General features: G+C 62.0%; 18 protein-coding genes. 1 reads left to right on the forward strand and 17 read right to left on the reverse strand.

Annotated elements, in window-relative coordinates:
* Positions 1-49 precede the first annotated feature (49 nt).
* From QM596_RS22060 to QM596_RS22085, 6 genes are all read right to left on the reverse strand, one after another.
* Positions 50-1162, reverse strand: coding sequence for an NDMA-dependent alcohol dehydrogenase (locus tag QM596_RS22060; RefSeq protein WP_019744235.1), 1113 nt, complete (start codon positions 1160-1162; stop codon positions 50-52).
* A gap of 48 nt (positions 1163-1210) precedes the next feature.
* Positions 1211-2710, reverse strand: a complete 1500-nt coding sequence (locus QM596_RS22065; protein ID WP_019744236.1) for an aldehyde dehydrogenase family protein — start codon at positions 2708-2710, stop codon at positions 1211-1213.
* A 108-nt stretch (positions 2711-2818) separates the two neighbouring features.
* Positions 2819-4486 carry a sigma-54-dependent Fis family transcriptional regulator gene (locus QM596_RS22070; RefSeq protein ID WP_020969015.1) on the reverse strand — a complete coding sequence of 556 codons (1668 nt, stop codon included), beginning with the start codon at positions 4484-4486 and terminating at the stop codon, positions 2819-2821.
* A 4-nt stretch (positions 4487-4490) separates the two neighbouring features.
* Positions 4491-6128 carry an AMP-binding protein gene (locus tag QM596_RS22075; RefSeq protein WP_080909949.1) on the reverse strand — a complete coding sequence of 546 codons (1638 nt, stop codon included), beginning with the start codon at positions 6126-6128 and terminating at the stop codon, positions 4491-4493.
* Between the two features lie 207 nt (positions 6129-6335).
* Positions 6336-7706, reverse strand: coding sequence for an MFS transporter (locus tag QM596_RS22080; RefSeq protein ID WP_019744239.1), 1371 nt, complete (start codon positions 7704-7706; stop codon positions 6336-6338).
* 234 nt (positions 7707-7940) lie between these two features.
* Positions 7941-8480, reverse strand: a complete 540-nt coding sequence (locus QM596_RS22085) for a hypothetical protein (protein ID WP_019744240.1) — start codon at positions 8478-8480, stop codon at positions 7941-7943.
* A 189-nt stretch (positions 8481-8669) separates the two neighbouring features.
* On the opposite strand from QM596_RS22085, the gene QM596_RS22090 reads away from it, so the two are divergent.
* Positions 8670-9533, forward strand: a complete 864-nt coding sequence (locus tag QM596_RS22090) for a glycosyltransferase family 2 protein (RefSeq protein ID WP_069146262.1) — start codon at positions 8670-8672, stop codon at positions 9531-9533.
* A gap of 15 nt (positions 9534-9548) precedes the next feature.
* Here QM596_RS22090 and QM596_RS22095 read toward each other — a convergent pair whose 3' ends face one another.
* From QM596_RS22095 to QM596_RS22145, 11 genes are all read right to left on the reverse strand, one after another.
* Complete coding sequence (locus QM596_RS22095) at positions 9549-10847, reverse strand: HAD-IB family phosphatase (protein ID WP_283309945.1); 1299 nt, start codon at positions 10845-10847, stop codon at positions 9549-9551.
* Positions 10848-10929: 82 nt separating this feature from the next.
* The gene (gene eutC / locus QM596_RS22100) at positions 10930-11703 is read right to left on the reverse strand and encodes an ethanolamine ammonia-lyase subunit EutC (protein WP_019744242.1); all 774 of its coding nucleotides are present in this window, start codon (positions 11701-11703) and stop codon (positions 10930-10932) included.
* Positions 11700-13124, reverse strand: coding sequence for an ethanolamine ammonia-lyase subunit EutB (locus QM596_RS22105; RefSeq protein WP_019744243.1), 1425 nt, complete (start codon positions 13122-13124; stop codon positions 11700-11702). Before QM596_RS22105 ends, eutC begins: the two co-directional genes overlap by 4 nt.
* Positions 13121-14593: an ethanolamine permease gene (eat, locus tag QM596_RS22110; protein ID WP_003941913.1), complete on the reverse strand. Its 1473-nt coding sequence runs from the start codon at positions 14591-14593 to the stop codon at positions 13121-13123. The genes QM596_RS22105 and eat overlap by 4 nt, the downstream gene beginning before the upstream one ends.
* 165 nt (positions 14594-14758) lie before the next feature.
* Complete coding sequence (locus QM596_RS22115) at positions 14759-15319, reverse strand: DUF779 domain-containing protein (protein ID WP_283309947.1); 561 nt, start codon at positions 15317-15319, stop codon at positions 14759-14761.
* A 91-nt stretch (positions 15320-15410) separates the two neighbouring features.
* Positions 15411-16934 (reverse strand): aldehyde dehydrogenase, encoded by a 1524-nt coding sequence (adh, locus tag QM596_RS22120; protein ID WP_007730158.1) that lies wholly within the window; start codon positions 16932-16934, stop codon positions 15411-15413.
* A 142-nt stretch (positions 16935-17076) separates the two neighbouring features.
* Positions 17077-18390, reverse strand: coding sequence for a sigma-54-dependent transcriptional regulator family protein (locus tag QM596_RS22125; protein ID WP_283309948.1), 1314 nt, complete (start codon positions 18388-18390; stop codon positions 17077-17079).
* Positions 18391-18495: 105 nt separating this feature from the next.
* Positions 18496-19977, reverse strand: coding sequence for a mycofactocin dehydrogenase MftG (mftG, locus tag QM596_RS22130; protein WP_283309949.1), 1482 nt, complete (start codon positions 19975-19977; stop codon positions 18496-18498).
* On the reverse strand, positions 19974-21371 hold the full coding sequence (gene mftF, locus QM596_RS22135) for a mycofactocin biosynthesis glycosyltransferase MftF (protein WP_020906864.1): 1398 nt from the start codon (positions 21369-21371) through the stop codon (positions 19974-19976). Before mftF ends, mftG begins: the two co-directional genes overlap by 4 nt.
* A 97-nt stretch (positions 21372-21468) precedes the next feature.
* A complete protein-coding gene (gene mftE, locus QM596_RS22140) occupies positions 21469-22161 on the reverse strand; it encodes a mycofactocin biosynthesis peptidyl-dipeptidase MftE (protein WP_283309950.1) in 693 nt (230 codons plus the stop codon).
* Between the two features lie 101 nt (positions 22162-22262).
* Positions 22263-23501: an HNH endonuclease signature motif containing protein gene (locus tag QM596_RS22145; RefSeq protein WP_283309951.1), complete on the reverse strand. Its 1239-nt coding sequence runs from the start codon at positions 23499-23501 to the stop codon at positions 22263-22265.
* Positions 23502-23542 lie beyond the last annotated feature (41 nt).

Below are 23542 nucleotides of genomic sequence, written 5' to 3' on the forward strand. Positions count from 1 at the left end.
GCGCTGTTATTACCCGGGGGGGTTTAATAACGGCGCACAGCACTTGGGGTTACTTGTCGTGAATGATCACGCCACGGATGTTCTTGCCATCACGCAGATCCTGGTAGCCCTGGTTGACGTCTTCGAGGCTGTAGGTGTTGGTGATCAGTTCGTCGAGCTTGAGCTGACCCGCATCGTAGAGACGAAGCAAACGCACGATGTCGTACTGCGGGTTCATTGATCCGAACAATGTGCCCTTGATCGTCTTCTGGTTCAGCGTCAGATCGGTTCCCGACACGTGCACGGTCAGCTTGGCCGGATCGGCGAGACCCGTGATCACCACGGTGCCGCCCTTGCCGATCACTGCTGTCGCTGCACTGACCACGTCCTCGTCGACGGTGCCGACAAGGATGAGCGCCGCGTCGGCGCCCTGTCCCCACGTCAGCTCGTTGACCTTGGCAGCAGCGCTCTCGGCGTCTGCAAAGGCATGGGTTGCACCGAACTTCAGTGCGGTCTCACGCTTGAGAGCAACCGGGTCGACCACCACGACATACTTGCAGCCGGCCGAAACGGCGCCCTGGACGGCGTTGATGCCGAGACCACCGATGCCGTAGATCACAGCGGTGTCACCGGCGCGAAGGTTACCGGCATTTACTGCCGTTCCCCAACCCGAAGGCACGCCGCAGCCGACGACCACCGCTGTCTCCAAGGGAAGCCAATCGTCGATCTTGACCACCGAGTGCTGAGAAATGGTGGCGCGCTCGGAGAATGTTCCGAGCATGCACATTCCGCCGAAATCCATTCCGTTGCCGTGGAAACGGAAGGAACCGTCCGTCATCGAACCTTCGAGGATGGTGGCACCCATGTCACAAAGGTTCTGGCGACCGGTCGAGCAGTAGCGACAGGTGCCGCAGTTGGGGATGAAGCTACACACGACGTGGTCGCCCGGCTTGACCTTCGTGACGCCGGGTCCGACCTCTTCGATGATGCCCGAGCCTTCGTGTCCGCCGACAATCGGGTAACGCGGCGGGAGATCACCGTCGGTCAGATGCAGATCCGAATGGCACAGTCCGGCAGCGGTGTACTTGATCAGTACCTCACCCACCCCTGGGCCGTCGAGGTCGAGTTCCATGATCTCGAAAGGCTTTCCGGGCTCGAGCAGTACAGCAGCTTTGGTCTTCACTGGTGATCTCCTTGATTGTCGGACGAGAGAATGAGCGATGGGGGTCGGTCAGAGGGCGATGTTGACGGCCTTGGTCTGGGTGTAGAGATCGATAGCCGAAGCGCCGAGCTCGCGGCCCCAACCGGACTGCTTGTATCCGCCGAAAGGCATTGCGGTGTCGAAGCCGTTGTACTGGTTGATCCACACCGAGCCAGCCTTGAGACGCTTGGCCGTGCGGTGGGCCTTGGAAATGTCACGGGTCCAGATGCCGGCGGCAAGTCCGTAGATGGAATCGTTTGCGGCAGTGATGGGTCCGTCGTCCGCGTTGAACGGCAGCGCTGCCACGACGGGTCCGAAGATCTCCTCCTGAACGATGGAGAATTCGGGCTTGACGTCGACGAAGACAGTCGGCTCGACGAAGTAGCCCTGATCGCCCCAGCGGTTACCGCCGGTGAGTGCACGTGCGCCGTCGGCGATTCCCTCACGGAGGTAACCGGTGACCTTGTCGAACTGCTCCTGCGAGACCAGCGGTCCGAGCTGGGTGGTGGGATCGAGGCCGGGTCCGATCTTGACCTGGCTCGCTGCGTGCGCGACGGCCTCGGTGAACTTCTCGAAGATGGTGTCCTCGACGTACAGACGGGTACCCGCAACGCAGCACTGACCGTGGTTGAACAGCCAGGCGTTGAGTGAACCCTCCACCGCGGAATCGAAATCCGCGTCGGCGAATACGATGTTGGGGCTCTTGCCACCGAGCTCGAGCGTAACCTTCTTCAGGTTGCCTTTGGCGGCGTCGACGATCTTCTTACCCACCTCGGTGGAACCGGTGAACGCGACCTTGTCCACGTCGTCGTGGCCGGACAGTGCAGCACCTGCATCGCCGAAGCCGGGAACGATGTTGACGACGCCGGGCGGGAAGCCTGCTTCTTCGAAGACCTCCGCGAGAAGCAGTGCGGTGAGCGGGGTCTGCTCAGCGGGCTTGAGGATCACCGTGTTGCCGGCAGCGAGCGCGGGGGCGAGCTTCCACGACGACATCAGCAGCGGGAAGTTCCACGGCACGATCAGTCCACAGACGCCGATTGCCTCACGCAGGGTGTAGGCGTGGAACTCGCCGCCCGGAGAGAAGGGCATCGACACGTTGACGGTGCTGCCTTCGATCTTGGTGGCCCAACCCGCGTAGTAGCGGAAAACGTCTGCGGCCCAAGCCACGTCGACGGCGGTGGCGATGGCAACGGACTTGCCGTTGTCGAGAGCTTCGAGCTGACCGAATTCCTCGGCACGAGCACTGAGAATGTCGCCGACGCGCCAGATCATCCGCTCGCGCTCGTTTGCCTTCATCCGAGACCAGGGGCCGTCCTCGAAAGCCGTTCGGGCGGCGCGTACCGCGCGGTCGATGTCTTCGGCCTGGCCGTGTGCCACGTCTGCGAGCTTCTGTCCGTCAGCCGGGTTGTACGTCGCGAAGGTCTGACCCGAAGCGGCGTCGACGAATTCGCCGCCGATGTAGAGCTTCTTCGGTCCGTTCAGGAAACCCTGTACCGCGGAACTGATGGTGTGTTCGGCTACTGCCGTCATCGGAAACTCCCCTGAAGTAGTGAGGTGCGAATGTGATGCACGCCATACTTCCGCGCTTCCGGGGGTGCTAACTGTCCGAACTTTGTACAACTCAATTCGGACAGTCAACTACACAGTGATGTCGAGCGCCCGCATCCGTGTGTAGAGAGTGCTTCGGCTGATTCCGAGTTGCGCCGACGCGTGAACCTTGTTGCCGCCGCAGTCTTTCAACGCTCCGATGATCGCCTGGCGCTCGGCCTTCTCCCGCCCTGCCAACCGCGACACCTTGGCCGTGGTGCGATAGTCCTCGGGCAGATCGACGACGTCGATGCGATTACTCGAGCGTTCACCTGAGGCCCGATTCAACACGACGCGCAATTCGGCCAGGTTGCCCGGCCAACTGGCCGCAGCGAGCGCTTCGGCAGCGCTGGCGGTCAACCTCAACTCGGGCGAGATCCCCTCCAACATCACCTGAGCCAACTCGGCGATCTCAGCCTGTCGCTCGCGCAGAGGGGTGATGACAACCCTGGAGGCGCATCGTGAAAGCAGCGCCGCGATGGTCGGCGGAAGATCAACTGCCGCCCCGCTGGTCAGTACGATCTTCGGCCCCTCGGCGCTGGCATCGATCAGGTCTGCGACCAGCGGCAACACCGAATCGGGAAGGAGCTGCACCTGTTCGATCACGACCACGCCCGAACGCTTACGGGCTGCTCGCACCAGATCGGTGATCCACTGCTCACGGCCGTCGAACGCGATCCGCGTGGCATCGTGCCAACTGGCGTCGACGCTCCCGACCACGTCCGATGCTGCCGAAGTTCGACCGGAACCCGCTTCACCAGAGATGGCAACTGCGGACGACGAGGCCCGCGCTCGCATGAGGTCTCGGCGCAGTCGTTCCCCCGGAGATGGTGCCCGCTCGTGGGTTCTGCGGATGGGCGCCCGTTCCCGTTGGAGTGGTTCGACCAGGAAGAGTGCACCGCCGTCGGCCCCGGAAATCCGGTCGGCTTGAACTCGCGCCAGCGCACCGGACGCCAATTCGACTGTCACAAGCCTCGATTGATCAGGATTGAGATCGGCGATCAAGGACCGGAGTGATACGTGGTCGGCGGTGTCGAGCAGATCCAAGGCCGTTCGGTTGCTCAGCAGGATGTCGTCGCCGATGGCCGCGACGGCAATGTGGCGCTGATGTGACACTCGCTGGAATGCGTCGACCAGCCGCTGCTCCGACGCCTTGGAGCCTTCGAGCAGTCGTTTCTCGATATCCGCTGCAGCACGCGCAAGGAATGGCGCGAACAGCGGGTTGGCCTGCGAGACAACGCCGGTCATGTCGAGAATACCCTCGACGCGACGTGTGACGGGATGCAAGATCGGCTGGCCGTAGCAGCTCAATCCCTTGAGGCTGTCGAGGAAATGCTCGTCCCCGTGGATCACCACGCTTCGACCTACCTCGAGCGGAGTACCGAGTGCATTGGTACCGGCGTGCTCTTCACCGAAGCGTGAACCGTTGACGACGCCCAACCGCTCGATCGTCCGCTCGACGCGGCTGTCGGAGTACACCGAAGCGACCACGCGGCATTCTCGATCAGCAAGCAGCACACAGAAACCGGTGCCCGCGATCTGTTGCGACACCTCGTCGAGCACGGGCGCGGCCGCCCGGAGCAGACGAGATTCGCCGTCCTGCTCCTCGGTGTCCACGGCGATTGCCGACGACGGATCGAGGCCACTCAGTCGAGAACGCTTCCAGGAGAGCGCGATCTCGGGGCGTACCGGCTCACGCTCCCCTGGGTTCGCGGACATATGCTCAGGCCTGACCGATCAATTCGATCGCCTGTTCTCGCATCGCGATCTTGCGGACCTTGCCCGTGACTGTCATCGGGAACTCGTCCACGACATGGACGTACCGCGGAATCTTGTAGTGCGCGAGCTTGCCGGTGCAGAAGGCACGGACCGAATCGGCGTCCAGATCGTCTGCACCTTCGCGCATCTGGACCCACACCATCAATTCCTCGCCGTACTTGGCGTCCGGTACACCGATGACCTGCGCGTCGAGAATGTCGGGATGGGTGTAAAGGAACTCCTCGATCTCACGCGGATATACGTTCTCACCACCGCGGATGACCATGTCCTTGATGCGTCCCGTGATAGCGACGTATCCGGCCTCGTCCATGACTCCGATGTCTCCGGTGTGCATCCACCGGGCAGCGTCGATCGCCTCGGCGGTCTTCTCCGGGTTCTCCCAGTAGCCGAGCATGACCGAGTAACCACGCGTGCACAGTTCGCCCGGCTCGCCGCGCGGCACCGTCAGTCCGGTTGCCGGATCTACGATCTTGATCTCGAGGTGCGGCCCCACCCGACCGACGGTTTCGGTGCGCTGCTCGATCGAATCGTCAGAGCGGGTCTGCAGCGACACCGGTGACGTCTCGGTCATGCCATAGCAGATGGACACCTCTGCCATGCCCATGCGATCGATGACCTGCTTCATCACTTCGACCGGGCAGGGCGAACCCGCCATGATGCCGGTGCGAAGGGACGACAGATCGAAGCTGTCGAAGTCCGGCAGCGCCAACTCGGCAATGAACATCGTCGGAACGCCGTAGAGGGACGTGCACTTTTCGGCCTGGACGGCCTCGAGCGAAGCGCGCGGATCGAAGGCGGGGCCCGGAATGACCATGGCAGCACCATGACTGGTGCACGCAAGGTTGCCCATCACCATGCCGAAGCAGTGATAGAACGGCACCGGGATGCACACCCGATCGACCTCGCTGTAGTGGCACAACTCGCCGACGAAGTAGCCGTTGTTGAGGATGTTGTGGTGGCTGAGCGTCGCGCCCTTCGGGAAACCGGTAGTGCCCGAGGTGTATTGGATGTTGATCGCGTCGTCGGCCGACAGCGCGGCTTGGGCAGCTGCGAGCGGAGCCGGATCGCTGGCCTGGGCCGCCAACCCGTCGGCAAGCACCGCGTCCCACTCGGGTGAACCGAGCAGGAGCACCGACGTCAGATCCGGGCACTGCGGCCGCACCGTCTCGATCATCGACGCGTAGTCCGAGGTCTTGAAGCTGGCCGCAGACACCAGCGTCGAGATTCCGGCCTGCTCGAGCACGTACTGCAACTCGTGCGAGCGGTACGCCGGATTGATGTTGACCAGGATCGCGCCGATCTTTGCCGTCGCGTATTGCGTGAACGTCCATTCCGGACAGTTGGGAGCCCAGATTCCCACTCGGTCGCCCTTCCCCACACCACGGGAAAGTAGTCCGGCAGCGAGCCCGTTCACCTGCTCGGCGAACTCCCGGTACGTCCATCGTCGACCGCTGGCGTGGTCGATCAACGCATCGCGGTCACCGTGTGCGGCAACCGTGCGATCGAGGTTGTCTCCGATGGTGTCGCCCAGCATCGGACCGTCCCATACTCCGGACGTATAGCTGGGCAGCGGCGTACTCATGTGTTCTGTCCTCTCCGGTTACCTGTTCAGGCACCTATGAGAGGGGCCGCCGCAGCGGACCCTCTCATCTACGAATTTACTCGATTCGGTGTGATGCACGACATACTTCCCGGTGCGGGGTGTCCGTAACTGTTCAGAGTCCGGACACCCCACCCGCCTGCTGTGCGCCTTTATTAACCGCCGGCGGTTAATAAAGGCGCACAGTGTTTACAGGGCGTGGTCCTTGGTCTCGACGAGCGCCCAGGTGCAGACCAGACTCACCACGCCGAGGATTGCCAACATGATTCCGATGGCCATACTCCCGTAGGCCGAGGCCAGCGGTGCGGCGATCAGCGGCGGCACTGCGCCACCGAGCACTCCGGCGAGGTTGTAGCCGAGGCCGGCACCGGTGTAGCGGTAGCGGGTCTGGAACATTTCCGGAAGCAGCGCACCACAGGGGCCGTACGCGATTCCGAAGATCATCAGCGTGCCGAACATTCCGAGGATGAACGCGATCGGTGTTCCGGTGTCCAGGAGCGGGAACAGAATGAGCGCCCACACCACAGCCAGACCACAAGAGATCATGATGACCTTGCGACGCCCGATGCGGTCCGAGTACAAGGCGGAGACGATGATCGCCGCACCGAAGACGAAGGCGGACGCGATACCGACCGACAGGACGAACGGGCGGGAGAAGCCGAGGGTCTTGGTTCCGTAGCTCGTGAGGAACGCCGTGCCCATGTAGAAGAACGCGAACAGGCAAGCGAGGGCGCCGGCCGAGAGCAGGATTTCCTTGGTCTGGAACCGCCAGGCATCCAGGAACGGGAGGGTGCGAGGTGCTTCGTTCTTCTGCTCTGCAACGCGCTCTGCCTGCTCCGCCTTGAAGACCGGGGTCTCCTCGATAGCGAGTCGCATGTAGAGGCCGATGCCGACCAACACGATGGAGAACAAGAACGGGATACGCCAGCCGTAGTCGAGGAAGGCCTGATTGGTGTCGCCGAGAACAGCGCCGGTGATGAGGAATGTACTGCTCGAGAGCACGAAGGCGATTGCGGGGCCGAGCTGCGGGAACATCGCATACAGACCACGTTTGCCCGGTGGGGCGTATTCCGCGGTGAGCAGAGTTGCGCCGGCCCATTCACCACCGACCGCGAAGCCTTGGCCGAATCGCAAGAGCACCAGGATGATCGGAGCCGCAACACCGATGGTTGCCGCACCGGGCAGCAAGCCGATCAGGAGCGTCGAGATACCCATGAGCAGGAGCGTCGAGATCAGAGTCTTCTTGCGACCGATGCGATCACCGAAGTGTCCGAACAGCATTGCGCCGACGGGCCGGGCGATGAATGCGACTGCGAAGGTCGCAAACGATGCGACGGTTCCCGCGGTGGCACCGAGCGCGGGGAAGAATACCGTCGGAAAGACAAGTGCCGCAGCAGTTCCGTAGATGAAGAAGTCGTAGAACTCGATGGTCGTGCCGATGCAGCTCGCGATCGCGACGCGCCGCACACTGGTGGTCTGCGGGGGTTGTGTCGCGCCTGCGGCACTCGCACCCCCGGCGCCGGCGGCGCTGTTGCCGCCTGTGGGAGAGACTGTGGTCACTCGATTCCTCCGTGGTCCCGTGGTGTCGCCCTGTGGGCATCACCGTCGATAGGAGGAAAGGTAGTGATGTGGCTCACCCCCGCACTACCCCCGAAAGGGGGTAGGAGTGATCTCGGTCACGACTTGTATGCAATGGTAACGAGTTTCACGGCCCTTCACATGCCGTGGGCCGTCCGATTCGTTCACACGAATCGGACGGCCCACGCTGAACTGCGTCAGGTCCAGCGCTACGAATCAAGCCTTTCCGGCAGCCCCGAAAAGCTCCTGACGGATCTCTCCCCACACCGTGGCATAGGAGTCGATGATCGGTTCTGAAATCCACTTGGACTCCCCCGCTTGAACTTTCGCGAGAGCATCCGAGAAGAGATCCTGGTAGCGGGACAACCGCGGAACGAATGCCGACAAATCGTCGAACAGGTTTGCAGCCCGGCGGTCCAGCTCGGCAAGGGAATTCGCGTCTGCGTCGTCGATAAGTGCAACGAACTCCTCGTCCAGCGGAACGAAAGCCTCGTACACCTCGCCGATGGAGTCCTCGTCGATCGAGACCCGCTCAGCGTCCAACTGATCTTCGAGTTCCGCGAGGCCTTTCTCGGTCAGGCTGATGGCACCTTCTGCTTCGGCCGCTTTACCCTGCGCGACAAGTGCGTCGTACGCAGCTTGACCGGACGCTGCGCTGACGCCCAAGTGCTCGGCCAGTACAACCGCTCCGACCCGCTCCTTGAGACGTACTGCTTGGAGCAGTGCCAGTTCGTCCACATTGCCAGCGAAGGCCATCAATTTCTCCTACTCACGTGCCGCCTCTGCGGCTCCAGCATGTCAGCGGACACCCCTGGGTCTCCGAAGCCCAGTGAAGGGCTCGAAAGAATCAGATCACACACACTTTGCCATGTGTCGAGTAGCTGACGAGGGGCTCCCCGACTGACAATTCGGACGATCCGGTATGTTTGCAGCGTGATAGCTCCGATGGTGTCTGTGATAATCCCCTGCCTAAACGTCATGAAATACATCGACGTCCAGCTGACTGCGTTGAGCGAGCAGAACTTCGGCGGAGTTTTCGAGGTCATCGTGAGTGACAATGGATCGACAGACGGTCTCGAACAGCACATTGCAAATCACCCGCTCACGGCTGAGCTCGACCTTCGATATATAGATTCTTCGCAGAGAGCTGGAATCAGCTTTGCCCGGAACAATGGGTCGGCAAATGCGCGTGGGCAATTTCTTGCATTTTGCGACGGTGACGACCGCGTCCACAGCTCCTGGCTGACCCAGCTGCTTCTTTCGGCCGAATTCGCAGATCTGATTGCCGGCGGCGTGGAATCTGAATCGATCAATTCGTCGGAAGTGCATTCGTGGCGACCGTTTTCCTCGACGGACGGGCTGGTTCTCGGCCGCTTTCTTCCTTCTGCGATGGGTTGCAACATTGGAATCTGGAAGCGCGCCTTCGATTCGATCGGCGGCTTTGACGAATCGATGACAGCGGGCGAGGATGTCGAGTTTTCGTGGCGAGCCCAGATCTCAGGCCTATCCTTCGCCCACGCGCCTAAGGCAACCGTCGCCTACCGGCTTCGATCGACCCTTAGCGGAACATGGCACCAGACCGTGTCGTACGGTATGGCTGAAGTCGAGCTATTTCTTGCATTTCGTGACTACGGGGTCCGACGACCGACGATTAAATCTTCGCTCACCACGCTTGCCGGCCTAATCTTGCTGAATCCGTTGATTCCACAAAGGCTCAGCGGAATGCCGCGGGGTCGATGGATCGCCTTTGCCGGTCTACAGGTGGGCAAACTCAAATGCGCCGCCAGGAATCGCACCTTCTACTTCTGAGCGCCCGATATCGTTTCAGGCGACGGAATCGACCTGATCGGGGATCACGCTGCCGTCCGCACGAGTTACGGCGCCTTTGGCCCCGGCCGCGTCGGTGTAGGCATCGGTCGAGCAGTGATAGGGAGCATCCGCCTGTGCTTTCGGTTCGATGAACATGGGGTTGACCAGCCATTTTCCGTCACTGTTGTCGTAGGCATTGCACATCAGTTCGGGATTGTTGCGGTTGATCACCAGGCGCGCACCGGTCGCATCTCCGAGGAACGTCACGTCGGTGACAGAATCACCGGCAGCAAACACCTGACGCCGATCGGCAGGCAACTGCTCGAACGCCGTAGGCCCTTGGACCCCGTAGACAACCTCGTTGACCTGACACCGCTTCCCATCGATGTACGGAATGACCGAGTCGTCACCGTCCGCAACCCCACCACATCCCCGCAGGCGCCCCGTCAGAACGCCGCCCTCGACGATCGGCCGAACTCCCATCACGTGATCGGCATCCAATCCCAGCTGCTCCGACCAGACTCGAACGACCGGTTCGGCCGACGCGGAGATGATCCGCACGTCGAATCCATGAGCGCCGAGGGATTTCACCAAATCTTCGATTTGCGCGTAGTAACGCACCGAGCCGTCGACTTCCGTGGTCCCGACGGTCTGATCGGATCCTTCTGCAGCAGCGAGATTCTCAGCACGCGCTGCGCGGGCGTACTCGGTGATCTCGTCCTCGGTGTGCCCTGCCATCAACTGCACCGCCCACGCGTATGCAGCCTTGGTCCGGCGGTGATCGTAGCCGTCGAATGCAACCTGTCCGTCGCGAGTCTTCTCCTCGAGTACCGCAACGATCTCGTCAGCGCAGTCCAAGTCGGTACTGGTTACCAAGGGTTGACCCGGGGCGGTCTCCGAGCCACACGCGGCGGAAAGTGCGGCACCGCCGGCTGGAGTCATGAAGCGACTCGTGGTCGCCCAGTCCGCTCCGGCGGGCTGTAACACCTTGTTGTTCTTGATCATCCAGAATGCAGTGGCGCTTCCGATGTCGTTCTTGACAACTGTGTTGTCCCAGTCGAAGAGCGCCAACGGAGCGCCGTCATCGACATCACCTGCAGCTCCACACGTTCCGAACTCCGTCATCATGGCATCCAACCTCACACGGTTGTCGCCGTACCACGCCAGACTGGGATCCAACACCGTGCAGGATGAACCACTCTGCGCCGCATCCTCTTTCGTGGCACTCTCGGCCGAACTACATGCAGTTGCACTCAACAGGACACTACCTACGGCCAACGCACACAGGGCGCGGGCATGCAGCGAACGGAACATCGATTCCCTCATTTTCGTCGTGATTCGGGTACGACGGCATACCCGAGTGTCGATCGACCCGGGTATGCCGTGCAGGTGTCAACTAATCGAGCGTCAGCACTTCTCCCGACGCAACGGCGTCGGCGCGAGAGGTGTCCTTGAGGTCGACGCCGGAGCGGCCCAATTGGCGCGCTCCCGTCACCAACCCCAGGACGACACGAGCAGCCTGCTCGTATCCGAGGCCCTCGGGTGGGTGGACATTGGAAATGCAGTTTCGATCCGCGTCGGTACGACCGACGCGCGGAAGATGAGTCAGATAGATCCCGACGCTGTCCGCAACGGAGAGCCCTGGACGTTCGCCGATCAGGACGATCGCCGTCTGCACTCCCATCGCGGCGGCGATGTGATCACCCAGTGCCACACGGGCATTCGTGGCGATCACCGGCGGAGCAATCGAGTACCGCTCCCCCAACACCGTGACCAACGCGGACAGTAGTTGCTCGCCGTGGTCCATCAGTGCTCGCGGGGAGAGTCCGTCGGCGAGGATGAACCCGATTTCCTTGTCGGAGCTCTTGATCGCGCTCAGATCGGCAGGCTGGCGACCCAGGTCGGGTCTCCGGAGATACTCGCTGCGAGTGGAGACGCTGCTCGCGACCACCACCGGTGCCCCGATACCCACCCCGTCGACCCGACTGGCGAGAGTCTCGGAATCGAGTGGCTCGTGCACTGCGTCGCGGGCTGCGGCGTGTGCTGCCTTGAATTCGAGAACCCGCTTGGTGGGCAACGAATCTCCGGCACGCCCCAACCCGATACGCGATTGTGTGGTCTTGCGCAGTGGACCCCAGAAATCGAGGATCGGTGCCTGATCTTCGGTCATGAGTTCACCGTCAAAGCCCGCAGCGGCGACATTTCGGCGTCGATCGGAAGAACCCGACCGTTTGCGTCGGTCATCCCCAAGTTGTGGAGCCAGGTCTCGAACTCCGGGGCGGGCTGCAAACCGAGGACCTTACGCACGTACAACGCGTCGTGGAACGCCAGACTTTGATAGCCGAGCATCACGTCGTCGGCGCCGGGCACCGCGATCACGAACGCCGCGCCGGCGACGCCCAGCAAGGTGAGGAGGTTGTCCATGTCGTCTTGATCGGCTTCGGCGTGGTTGGTGTAGCAGACGTCCACTCCCATCGGCAGCCCGAGGAGTTTTCCGCAGAAGTGATCCTCCAAGCCCGCGCGAATGATCTGCTTGCCGTCGTAGAGGTACTCGGGACCGATGAAACCGACCACCGTGTTGACCAGCAGCGGCTCGAGATCTCGGGCCACGGCGTATGCCCTGGTCTCGAGTGTCTGCTGATCGACCGGGGCTCCGCCGGTGCCGTAGTGGGCACCTGAACTGAGGGCGGACCCCTGCCCTGTCTCGAGGTACATGACGTTGTTGCCGACCGTTCCGCGGTTCAAGGAGCGTCCGGCCTCGTTACCCTCGCGCAGTAGCGGAATGTTCACTCCGAAACCGGAATTGGCGCCTTCGGTACCGGCAATCGATTGGAACACAAGATCGACCGGCACCCCCGATTCGATCAGTCCGATCGTGGTGGTCACGTGAGAGAGCACGCACGACTGAGTCGGGATCTCGAATCGCTGACGGATGTCGTCGAGCAGGTGGAGCAGATCCGAGGTGGCCTGGGGTGAATCCGTCGCGGGGTTGATGCCGATGACGGCGTCGCCACATCCCATCAGGAGACCGTCCAATGTGGCCGCCGCAATGCCGCGTGGATCGTCCGTCGGATGGTTTGGCTGGAGTCGGGTGCTCAGCCGTCCAGGCAGTCCGATGGTGGTGCGGAACCCCGCGGTGACCGTGATGGCCTTGGCGACGGCGATCAGGTCCTGATTGCGCATGATCTTGCTGACCGCGGCCACCATCTCGGGGGTCAGACCGGGACTCACGGCAGACAAGCGTGCTGAAGCTTCCGGCGCCGACGCAGTCTCGAGCAGCCAGTCCCGTAATCCGCCAACAGTCAGGTGGGCCACTGGCGCAAATGCGAGGCGATCGTGGCTGTCGATGATGAGCCGGGTCACCTCGTCGTCCTCGTACGGAACCAACAGATCTTCGAGGAACACAGTCAACGGAAGATCAGCCAGAACCCATTGGGCAGCAGCACGTTCGGCGTCGGAGCTTGCCGCGCAACCGGCGAGTTCGTCACCCGACCGCAGTGGTGTCGCTTTTGCCATCAGATCGACGAGACCGTCGAACGAGTAGTTGGTTCCGGATACCTGCTGGTGATACTTGGCCATCCCGCGACTCATCCCAATTCTTCTTCCGCCTGTGCAAGTACAGCAAACTCCTCGTCCGGCGAGTTGGCAACAAGGTGGTGACGACTGTAGAGACCGAAGTACGCCATCAGAACTCCGAAGGCAACCAACGTCAGCAATGCCGCAACGGGATCGACCAGGAAGGTGGCCACCACCGACACTGCCGCGATCACGAGCGCAAACGAGGTAGTGGCGATACCGCCGGGCGTGCGGTACGGGCGCGGCATGTTCGGCTCACGCTTACGAAGAACGATGTGACTCACCATCATCAGGACATAGCTGACTGCCGCGCCGAACACCGCCATGTTGAGCAACATGGCACCTTCACCGGTGAGTGAGAGCGCGAAGCCGATGATTCCGGGAACGACGAGCGCGAGAGTGGGGGCCTTGCGCTTGTTGGTCACCGACAGGTTCTTCGGCAGGTAGCCGGCGCGGGAGAGCGCAAACGTCTGACGTGAGTAGGCGTACATGATCGAGAAGAAGCTCGCGACCAGACCGGCAAGTCCGATGTAGTTGACGGCCTTTGCCGCTCCGCTGTCCCCCAGCGCCTCGACGAGCGGATTTCCGGAGGTGGACAGGGCGTCGGCGCCGAGCGCACCGGTGGCGAGGAAGAGAACCGTTGCGCCTGTGACGATCAGGATCAACATGCTGATGATGATGCCGCGGGGGACGTTCTTCTCCGGCTCACGTGCTTCCTCGGCGGCCAGCGGCACACCTTCGACGGCAAGGAAGAACCAGATCGCGAAGGGCACGGCGGCCCAGATTCCGAGCAGACCGAATGGCAGGAACGACGACGATCCGACTGCGCTGGTGTCGACGGCGATATCGGTGAGGTTGGACGAATCGAAAAGGCCGACAGCCGAAACCGCGAACACGACCAGGCCGACGAGTGCAATGGCGGTGATGATGAACATCGCCTTGAGTGCCTCACCGGCGCCGGTGAGGTGAATGCCGATGAAGATCGCGTACACCGCGAGGTACACCCACCACCCGTCGGTGATCCCGAACAGGTTCAGGGACTCGACGTACGCACCGATGAAGGTCGCGATCGCTGCGGGTGCTATCGAGTACTCGATGAGAATTGCTGTGCCGGTGGCAAATCCGCCCCAGGGCCCCATGGCACGTCTGGCAAACGTGTATCCACCACCAGCGGCAGGAAGTGCCGACGACATCTCGGCCATACCGAGCACCATCGCCAGGTACATACCCGCGATGACGACGGCCGCGATGAGAAGGCCACCGAAACCACCTTCGGCCAGACCGTTGTTCCAGCCGGCGTAGTCACCGGAAATCACATAGCTGACACCCAACCCCGCGAGCAGCACCCACCCTGCTGTTCCCTTTCGGAGTGTTCGTTTCTCCAGATACGAATTGTCTTCCGCATGGAAGTCTGCGCCGTCGTGGTGTGCACCCGCGGCACCGGCGTTTTTGCCGGTTGCGTGGTCGGAAAGAGACATGTCCATCCTCTGAATCGGTCAAGAATGAGACGACGCACGGTGGATGCGTCGCGTGAAATGAACGGTATGTGGGCGATGTACGGAGAAGGTCGCCTGGAGATGACCGTGCTGTTAACTGGCTGTCATGTGAGCGGCCCCGAGTCTGTTCAGATCTTCTTCAGGCGGCCGTTCTCACGATCGGGCGGCCGCGCCCGGCACCGGGCAGGCATCGACGGCCTCGGCGACCACCTGGGGAACCGTCGGGGGCGAAGGACGCACGCCCGCTTCCCAATCAGTGCCTACGAGAATGCTCGACGCGCCGAGTGCTTCGTTTTCGTCCGGTGTGAATGCCCTTGCTCGACTGAGGAATCTGAATCCTTCAGGAGACTCCAGGCTGAATCCACTGCCGCGGCCGGGCACGACGTCCAGCACCAACTGGGTGTGCTTCCAGGCTTCGAACTGTGATCCGGAAATCCAGACCTGTACAGCGTCGGTTCCGGCGGGAAGGTCTTCGGGAATCTCTCCGACCGCAAGTCGGAGATCGACGATTCCGAGTAGTACGTCACGGTCCCCGACGATGAATTCGCCTGAGGGATAACACATCGGGGCCGAGCCGTCGCAGCATCCGCCGGATTGATGCATCATCAGTTCGCCGTGAGTCCCGCTGAGGCGGCGTAGCAGGTCAGCCGCCCCAGCGGTGGTCACCAACCGGGGTGGAACGGCGCCGGTATCGGGTGTGTCCGTGGCGCTCATTCCAACCTCCGTGTGTTTGTGCAGGTTTCGCGTGTTGCAGTCTTGCGCACCGGCACCCGCAGCGAGGGGCTCACGGGTGCCGGTGGGTCGATCAGAAGAAGCCCTGAGCCTTCTGGGCGTAGCTGACCAGGAGGTTCTTGGTCTGCTGGTAGTGCGAGAGCATCATCAGGTGGTTCTCGCGGCCGATGCCGGACTGCTTGTATCCACCGAAAGCGGCGTGTGCCGGGTACTGGTGGTACGTGTTGGTCCAGACGCGACCGGCCTGGATGTCGCGGCCTGCGCGGTACGCGACTCCGCCGTCGCGGGACCAGACACCGGCGCCCAAACCGTAGAGCGTGTCGTTGGCGATTTCGATGGCCTCGTCGTAGTCCTTGAACGAGGTGACCGAGACGACGGGTCCGAAGATCTCTTCCTGGAAGATGCGCATCTTGTTGTTGCCGGTGAACACCGTCGGCTGGACGTAGTAGCCGCCGGACAGGTCTCCGCCGAGTTCGGCCCGCTCACCACCGGTGATGACCTTGGCGCCTTCCGCCTTGCCGATCTCGATGTACGAGAGGATCTTCTCGAGCTGATCGTTGCTGGCCTGGGCACCGATCATGGTGTCGGTGTCGAGCGGATCCCCTTGGCGCACAGCCTTGGTGCGAATGGCGGCCATCGCGAGGAACTCGTCGAAGATGTCTTCCTGGATCAGCGAACGTGACGGGCAGGTGCAGACCTCGCCCTGGTTGAGGGCGAACATCGTGAAGCCCTCGAGTGCCTTGTCCTGGTAGTCGTCGTTGGAGGCGAGGACGTCGGAGAAGAAGATGTTGGGGCTCTTGCCACCGAGTTCGAGGGTCACGGGGATGAGGTTCTGCGACGCGTACTGCATGATCAGGCGACCTGTGGTGGTTTCACCGGTGAACGCGATCTTCTTGATACGCGGGCTCGACGCGAGCGGCTTTCCGGCCTCGACGCCGAAGCCGTTGACGATGTTGAGCACACCGGCAGGCAGCAGGTCACCGATGATGCCGATGAGGTGCAGGATCGAGACGGGTGTCTGCTCGGCAGGCTTGAGCACGATGGCATTGCCGGCAGCAAGGGCGGGTGCGAGCTTCCACACGGCCATGAGGATCGGGAAGTTCCACGGAATGATCTGGCCGACTACGCCGAGCGGCTCGTGGAAGTGGTACGCCACGGTGTCGGAGTTGATCTCCGAAAGCGAACCTTCCTGTGCGCGAATAGCTCCCGCGAAGTAGCGGAAGTGATCGATGGCGAGCGGAATGTCGGCGTTGAGGGTCTCGCGGATCGGCTTGCCGTTGTCCCACGACTCGGCGAGTGCGATGGATTCGAGGTTCTCCTCCATACGATCAGCGATCTTGTTCAAGATGATCGCGCGCTCGGCGACCGAGGTCTTGCCCCAGGCCGGAGCTGCTGCGTGCGCTGCGTCGAGAGCGAGCTCGATGTCTTCTGCGGTGGAACGAGCCACATCACAGAAATTCTGTCCGGTCACCGGTGTCGGGTTCTCGAAGTACTGACCCTTGACCGGAGCAACCCATTCGTTGCCGATCCAGTTGTCGTATCGAGACTGGAAGGACATGATCGCGTCGGCGGTACCTGGACGGGCGTACACGGTCATTGCAAGCTCCTATGTAAACGTGATCTTCCTGGGCGCACCCACCAAATCGGTGACTGCAATCCCACCCCCGGTGGGGTGTGATTCACAACACTAGGAGTTGCAACGTTGCAAGTACGTTGCGTGCGAGAAACGCAGATGATTCTCAGATGCCCAATTGGCGGTCGAGGAGATCAATTCTTGCCTGGACCTGCGAATACAGCGGAGATTGAGGATCCAACGTGGACAGGTAGGCCTCCCACACGACGGAGTCTTCGCGCCCATGTACGGACGTGGTCCACCGGGCCAGAAGGTTGGCGTCACCTCCACGCAGCAGAGCCGCCTGAACCCTGGTGCGTAGTTCTTCCCGCACCTCTTCGATTCCCGGGGAGGCCGAGCCTGCCAGTACCGGGCCCGAATACAGTTTCATCGCCGTCGCCGCGTCTCCGCGATCCAACGCTGCCCGCACGTCGCCGACGTCTGTCGTGAACTCCGTGATGATCCGATAAGGACGCGAAGCCAGCCGGTCGGCGCCGAAAACCTTACGAAGCCGCGACATTTCCGCGCGAATGGTCACTGCGTCGAGCTCCCCCTCGTCGAGCAGGACCGCAAGGTGGTCGGAGCTCAGACCCTCCGGATGTTCGGAGAGCAGAAGGAGAATCTCGGCGTGACGCTGCGAAATCGGGATGCGGTCACCGCCGCGAACCAGCGTCGGCCGGCCGGCACCGAATGTTTCGAGGCGCGGAGCCGTGGCGCTGAGCGGGATAGGCGAGTTCAAGAGGTGGAATCGCAATTCCGATTCGGCGGCCGCAACAGTTGCACGGATCAGCGACAGCACTTCGGGAACCGCGACCCTGGGACCACCGGTGATGTCGATGGCACCAAGGATTTGCCCAGTGGTGGGATCGTGGACGGGTGCGGCCGAACAACTCCAGTCGTGCACGGTTCGGTTGAAATGCTCGGATCCGAAAATCTGTACGGAGTGATCGAGAGCAAGCGCCGTTCCCGGCGCATTGGTGCCGACACGATCTTCGCTCCAGTCGGCGCCTTCGACGAAGTTCATGGACAACGCTTTGTCCTTGGCCGAGTGGTCACCCTCGACCCAGAGCAGTCGACCGTGTGCGTCGCTGATCGCGATCAGTAGTCCGGTCTCGGCAGCATCTTCCACCAGGAGTTTCCGAATCACCGGACGGATCAGTGACATGGGATGCGCGGACCGATATTTTTCGAGCTCCAACCCTTCGAGCATCTCAGGGTTGCCGACCACATCGGGATTTACTCCCTTGTTGCGGCTCCGCATCCAGGACTCGAGCACGACCGAACGGACATGGGAGTCGTCGGTGAGCCCTTGGCCGGGCACGCCGCGGGCATCGATGAACGACTGATGGGCAGACGAAAGTCGCCGCGCGAGTAACGCGACGTCATCGCCTGGCCTGACCGCCACCCACGGGTTGCCGGACACAGCCTGTTCACGTGCCATATTTTGCGTTCCTCCGCTCCGTGGACCACTGTAACGCCGATCACAGCCCATAGGCGAGAACGACCATTCGGTATGACTGTCGACCTAGCCTGCTGCCCCTCGCGGTCACTCGTCACCGAGCAGGATGGCGCTTGCTCGTTCCGCGACCATCACCGCGGTCGCGTGTGGCCCGCGGGTCGGGATCGTCGGCAGGATTGACGTGTCAACAATACTGAGTCCTGCCGCGCCGATCACACGGCACCGATCATCGACGACTGCGAACGGGTCCGATTCAGCACCCATCACGCAGCTACCGGACATGTGCAAGGACGTACCGAGACGAGATTCGATCCACTCGTCGGTGTACTCCACGACGGGGCGATCGATCAACCCGGTCTCGGCGATCGACTCGAGAAGGTTCTCGGCGATCTGCATTCCTTCCCGAATGGCTGCTCGATCGTGCGTCGACGCGACGTAGTTGTATCGAATACGCGGTGCCCCAGCGGGATCCCCCGATGCCAGTTCGATGCTCCCACGACTGCGCGGCGCCATGAGGACCACCCCGACGCCGTGATCCATGCGAGGCACACCGGGAACCAAGTCTGTGAAAGATGCGGTGTACGGACGGATTTCAAGCTCGGCGAGATTGAGCGCAGTCTCCAGCACCGGTGTCTGCGAGCGAATCGTACGAGGCGTCGAAAAATGGTACGGCAGCAGCACTTCCGGATGGTCGACGAAGTTCTGGCCGACGCCAGGTCGATCGAGAATGACGGAAACTCCTTGCTCTGCAAGTTGTTCCGCCGGACCAACACCGGAATTCAAGAGAATGTGCGGCGTCGCCACCGCACCCGAACACACGATCACTTGGTCGGCACGAATGCGTCGGACGTTGCCGTCGTCGAGAACGTCGACGCCGATCGCACGGGTTCCCGAGAATACGATGCGAATGACGTTCACTCCGGATTCCACCCGCAAATTCGGGCGGTGCAACGCCGGCATCAGATACCCGATCGCAGTACTGATCCGACGATGATCCGCCACGTTCAGTGGCACTCGGCCGACGCCGAACGAGTCCGGCGCATTCTTGTCGACGTCGTCGGGAAAGCCCGCTCCGAGCGCTGCCGCATGAAACTCACCGCTCAGTGGATGCAGTTGGTCCCACGCTCGACGCTCGACCGGGATCGGACCGGCGGTCCCATGGAACTCGCCCTCGAAATCACGATCCGTCTCAGTCTTCTTGAAGTACGGCAAGACGTCGTCGTATCGCCAAGCACTCGGCCAGTTCTCGAAATCTGCGCGGGTCGCGCGAGTGAAGTACGCACCGTTGACGGCCCCGGACCCACCGAGTGTCCGCCCGCGCGCAATCGTGGACGCCCGACGCGGTGTCAGTTCGACCGGATACGTCCACGTGTATTCGCTCGCAGGTCCGACCGGCAGTCGGTACGGATCACCCAGGACGTCCGGAAGTTCGAGCGCCGAACGATATCCGCTTCCCGATTCGAGGAGCATCACCGTGGCGGATGGATCTTCACTGAGCCTGGCTGCGACGACGCAGCCACACGTGCCACCACCGACAACCAGGAAATCTGCGTAGTCGGCTTCTGTCACTTGGTGATTCGAGGTTTCAGCGCCGCCCAGTCACGGGCGTCGAACGCGCCCCGCCAGAGTCCGGCTCCATACGCGATGTCATCTGCACGTTTGAAGAAGACGTACCGAACCGGACCCAGCCCGCCTGGCTCACGGTGGCGATACCAGTCCACCAAACCTTCGGTGACTGCCGCAGCGACGGCCAGTCGCCGAATTCGACGGGAAGCGATCACCGCCAGAAGAGTCACCGGCCAGTAGTGACGACACATCGCCGAGGCGAGTTGCCAGAATCCTCCGACAAACCCCTGCGCAGTGAGGATCGCTGCGATCCGGGTGGGCTGACTCAGCCCGTTGAACATCTTTCGCAGGCGATACACCGTGAAGAGCAGAGCGCCCAGCGCACTCGCAAGACCGGAACGGGTCAGTGTTGCGGCGGCGATGCACGCGAAGAGCGTCGAGAACGACATCGCCATCGGCGGAACCGAACCCTCGTGTCTTGCAGCCAACGGCGCCGCGCCCGTGCCGTAGAACGCTCTCCTGGCGAACCACTTGTCGAACTGAACTCGATGATCGTGGGCGACATGCGCAACCGGTTCGTACCTCAGTCGCCAACCCGCAGCCTGCAGTCGCCAGCAGAAATCGACGTCCTCGGCCACTTCGAGACTCTCGTCGAAACCGTTGCATTCGAGTGCCACGTCGCGCCGGACGATCACGGCCGCGCTGGGAACATAGGCGACCGGACTTCCCGACTTCACCGCAGCTTCTTTACGTCCGAGGTCGAGAGACGATCGCATGTTCTCGTACCGCGCCAGCGCCGTCCCGTACGGATCGAGGGCGACGATGCGGGGCGCAACAAGGGCAACCCCTGGATCGCTGAAGTGGCCCAACATCAACTCGAGCCAACCGGCACGCGGTATGACGTCGGAGTCGAGGAAAGCTACGAAACGTGTTTGGGCCGAACGCAATCCCGAGTTCCTCGCTGCCGAGGGTCCTCGGGCGCTCTCGTGCCGCACCACTGTGATGGTTCCGGTGCCCGGGCAGGCGCGACGGGGCTCCACCGGCACTTCCGAACCGTCGTCGACAACGATGACGGTCAGATCCTTGAGGACGGGCAGTAGGCGTTCGACGCCGGCCTGGTTGTCCTTGACCGGAATCACGACGGTGACATCTGCCGCAGACGGTGTCGACATCGGACGAGGATTCGCGACGCCTGAATCGAGAAGGTGACGAGCAACCGCAGCGCTCTGCTGGTCGACCACCTCGAGGAAGCCGTCACCGATCATCGCCGCAGCCGTCGGAGCCAGCTTGAGCATCCGTGTCGGAGAGCCGCCGATGAGCACCCGGCCGCCCGAGTACGTGCGCACCTTGGGGTCCAACCGAATGCCGAAGCCGTCGGGGAGTCTTGCTGGTCGCATCAGATGATCGTAAGGGACGTAGCCCGTCGTGCTGCAACTCGTCGCAGCCTCGAAAGCCGTCGCAGGTGGACCGTCCGCCCCCACTCGGTCGTGGTCGTCACCGAAGCCTCCCATCTGGACCAGGCTCCCACCGGGCCAGTCCATCCGTCACGCGTCCTACCAACTCACCGAAGATGTATGCGCCGTCTTCGGCGGTAGCCCCGACTGGATTGCCGAGAACGCCGTTTTGCGACACAGCGACCATACCGCCCGAACGCATTCCTGGCATCAGGTCCGCGATAGGAGACAAATTTCCTGTCTCAGCAAGGCTCATGCGCACCAAATCGGGCGAAAGGTGCAGCAATAGGCTCGTTTCAGTGTGTCCGGCATGGGCGTCGGCACCCGGAACAGCGCACGGCACCCAAGCGGCGTCACGTCCCTCGTATCGAAGAAGTGCCACAGCTTTGGCCAGCGCGGGACCGTTTCCGCCGTGGCCGTTGACGAACAGCACCCGCTTCGTCCACCTGAACGCCGACCTTCCGTATTCGACCACGAGGGTTTCCATAGCCTCGGCACCGATCGAAATCGTGCCGGCAAACCCTTCGTGTTCGCCGCTCGCCCCGTATTCGAAGGCCGGGGCCACGACAACGTCGGGGAGAGCCTGTGCGACTGCTCTCGCGATCCGCGTGTCGGTATCGAGAGGCAGGTGCGGTCCGTGTTGTTCGAAAGAACCGACCGGGACCACGACGGTGAGCGCAGTGCCCTCGAGCGCCGGACTCGGGATGGCAGCAAGGTCACGCGGAGAACTCATCCCCCGATCGTATTGGTGCCGGCCCCTCCCACCGCAACACAGCATGCGGATACACCGGGGCATGGCTGCGCCCCGGTGTATGAGTTTTCAGTGGTCGCGGTTCACGCCGCTGTTGGTGGGCTGTTCCCGCCGATCGGCTGCTGATACGGATCGATCGATATCGGCGGGTAGAACACCGACTTCCGATCCGGACCGATCTCCACCCGCCACTCCGTATGGTGCATCGTCCGATGGTGATGACCGCACAACAAGATCAGATTGTCGAGATCTGTTGGGCCGCCATCATTCCAGTGAACAATATGATGAGCATCGCACCACCCCGACGGCGTCCCACACCCCGGAAACGCACACCCACCATCCCGAACCGCAAGAGCACGCCGCTGCGGCACCGTCGCCGTTCTCGCTTCCTTACCGCAGTCGAGCGGAACACCGTTCTCATCCAACAAGATTCGGGTGACGGTGCAGTCGCAGGCGAGCATCCGGGCGGTGTCGATACTGATGGGGCCTACCCAATCGGTCCACGCGAATCCGAGTTCCTCGGTGGACGGCAGGAGGTCTTTCAGAACTTTAAGGTCCGTCATGTCTTTCGCGCTGGCGGTGACCGTGATGTGCGGTTTCACTCCGCCTTCGATCGGACCCAACCCCGCTCGCTCGTACCGGCGCAACAACTCGCAAAACCCGTCCGCACGCCGTAATGCCGGAGTACGCGTGTCCTTCACGCCGTCCTTCTCCGGTGTCGGAGCGGACAGGCTCGACAGCAACGTGATCAGACGCGCCCCGTTCACAGCATCCAGATCACCCTTCACAGACACACGCCCGTACAAGCCTTTCGAAGCGTAGAACTCATTCCGCTCAGAGTCTTCCCCGACCGGAACACCGTCCTCACGCTTGCCGTACTGCTTCTCGATTCGGCGGATCGCCGCCCGCACCGCATCACAATCCGCAATATTCTTCGACGCCAACGACAACAAAATCCCACGGGCCTTGTCCACATCCGCCAGGGTCATGTTCTTCGGAGGATGCTGACAAAACGACGCCACCTGCCGCGCCTTCAACGCATCCACGTCACCACGATGAAACGCATCCGCCACCACAGGTTCGAGCATCAACAACCGCGCCAACCCGACCAGCAGACTGCACTCACCGATCTCCAGATTCGTCGAACCATGCAACCACTGTGCGATCGCCCGGAAACCCTTCCCACCGAGAACCTCACGGGAAAACATCTCCACGATCAGCAACACCATCCGCGACTGCAACTCGTGCCGGGCGCGCACCAGATCCAGAACCTCACACTTGAGGTCCTCACCATCCAGCTGCCACGCTTCCCGACTGTTCATACCGAAAGTTTAATCGAACATACTTTCGAGAACCATAGACA

This window comes from Rhodococcus sp. IEGM 1406, assembly GCF_030056745.1.
Lineage (GTDB): Bacteria > Actinomycetota > Actinomycetes > Mycobacteriales > Mycobacteriaceae > Rhodococcus_F > Rhodococcus_F erythropolis.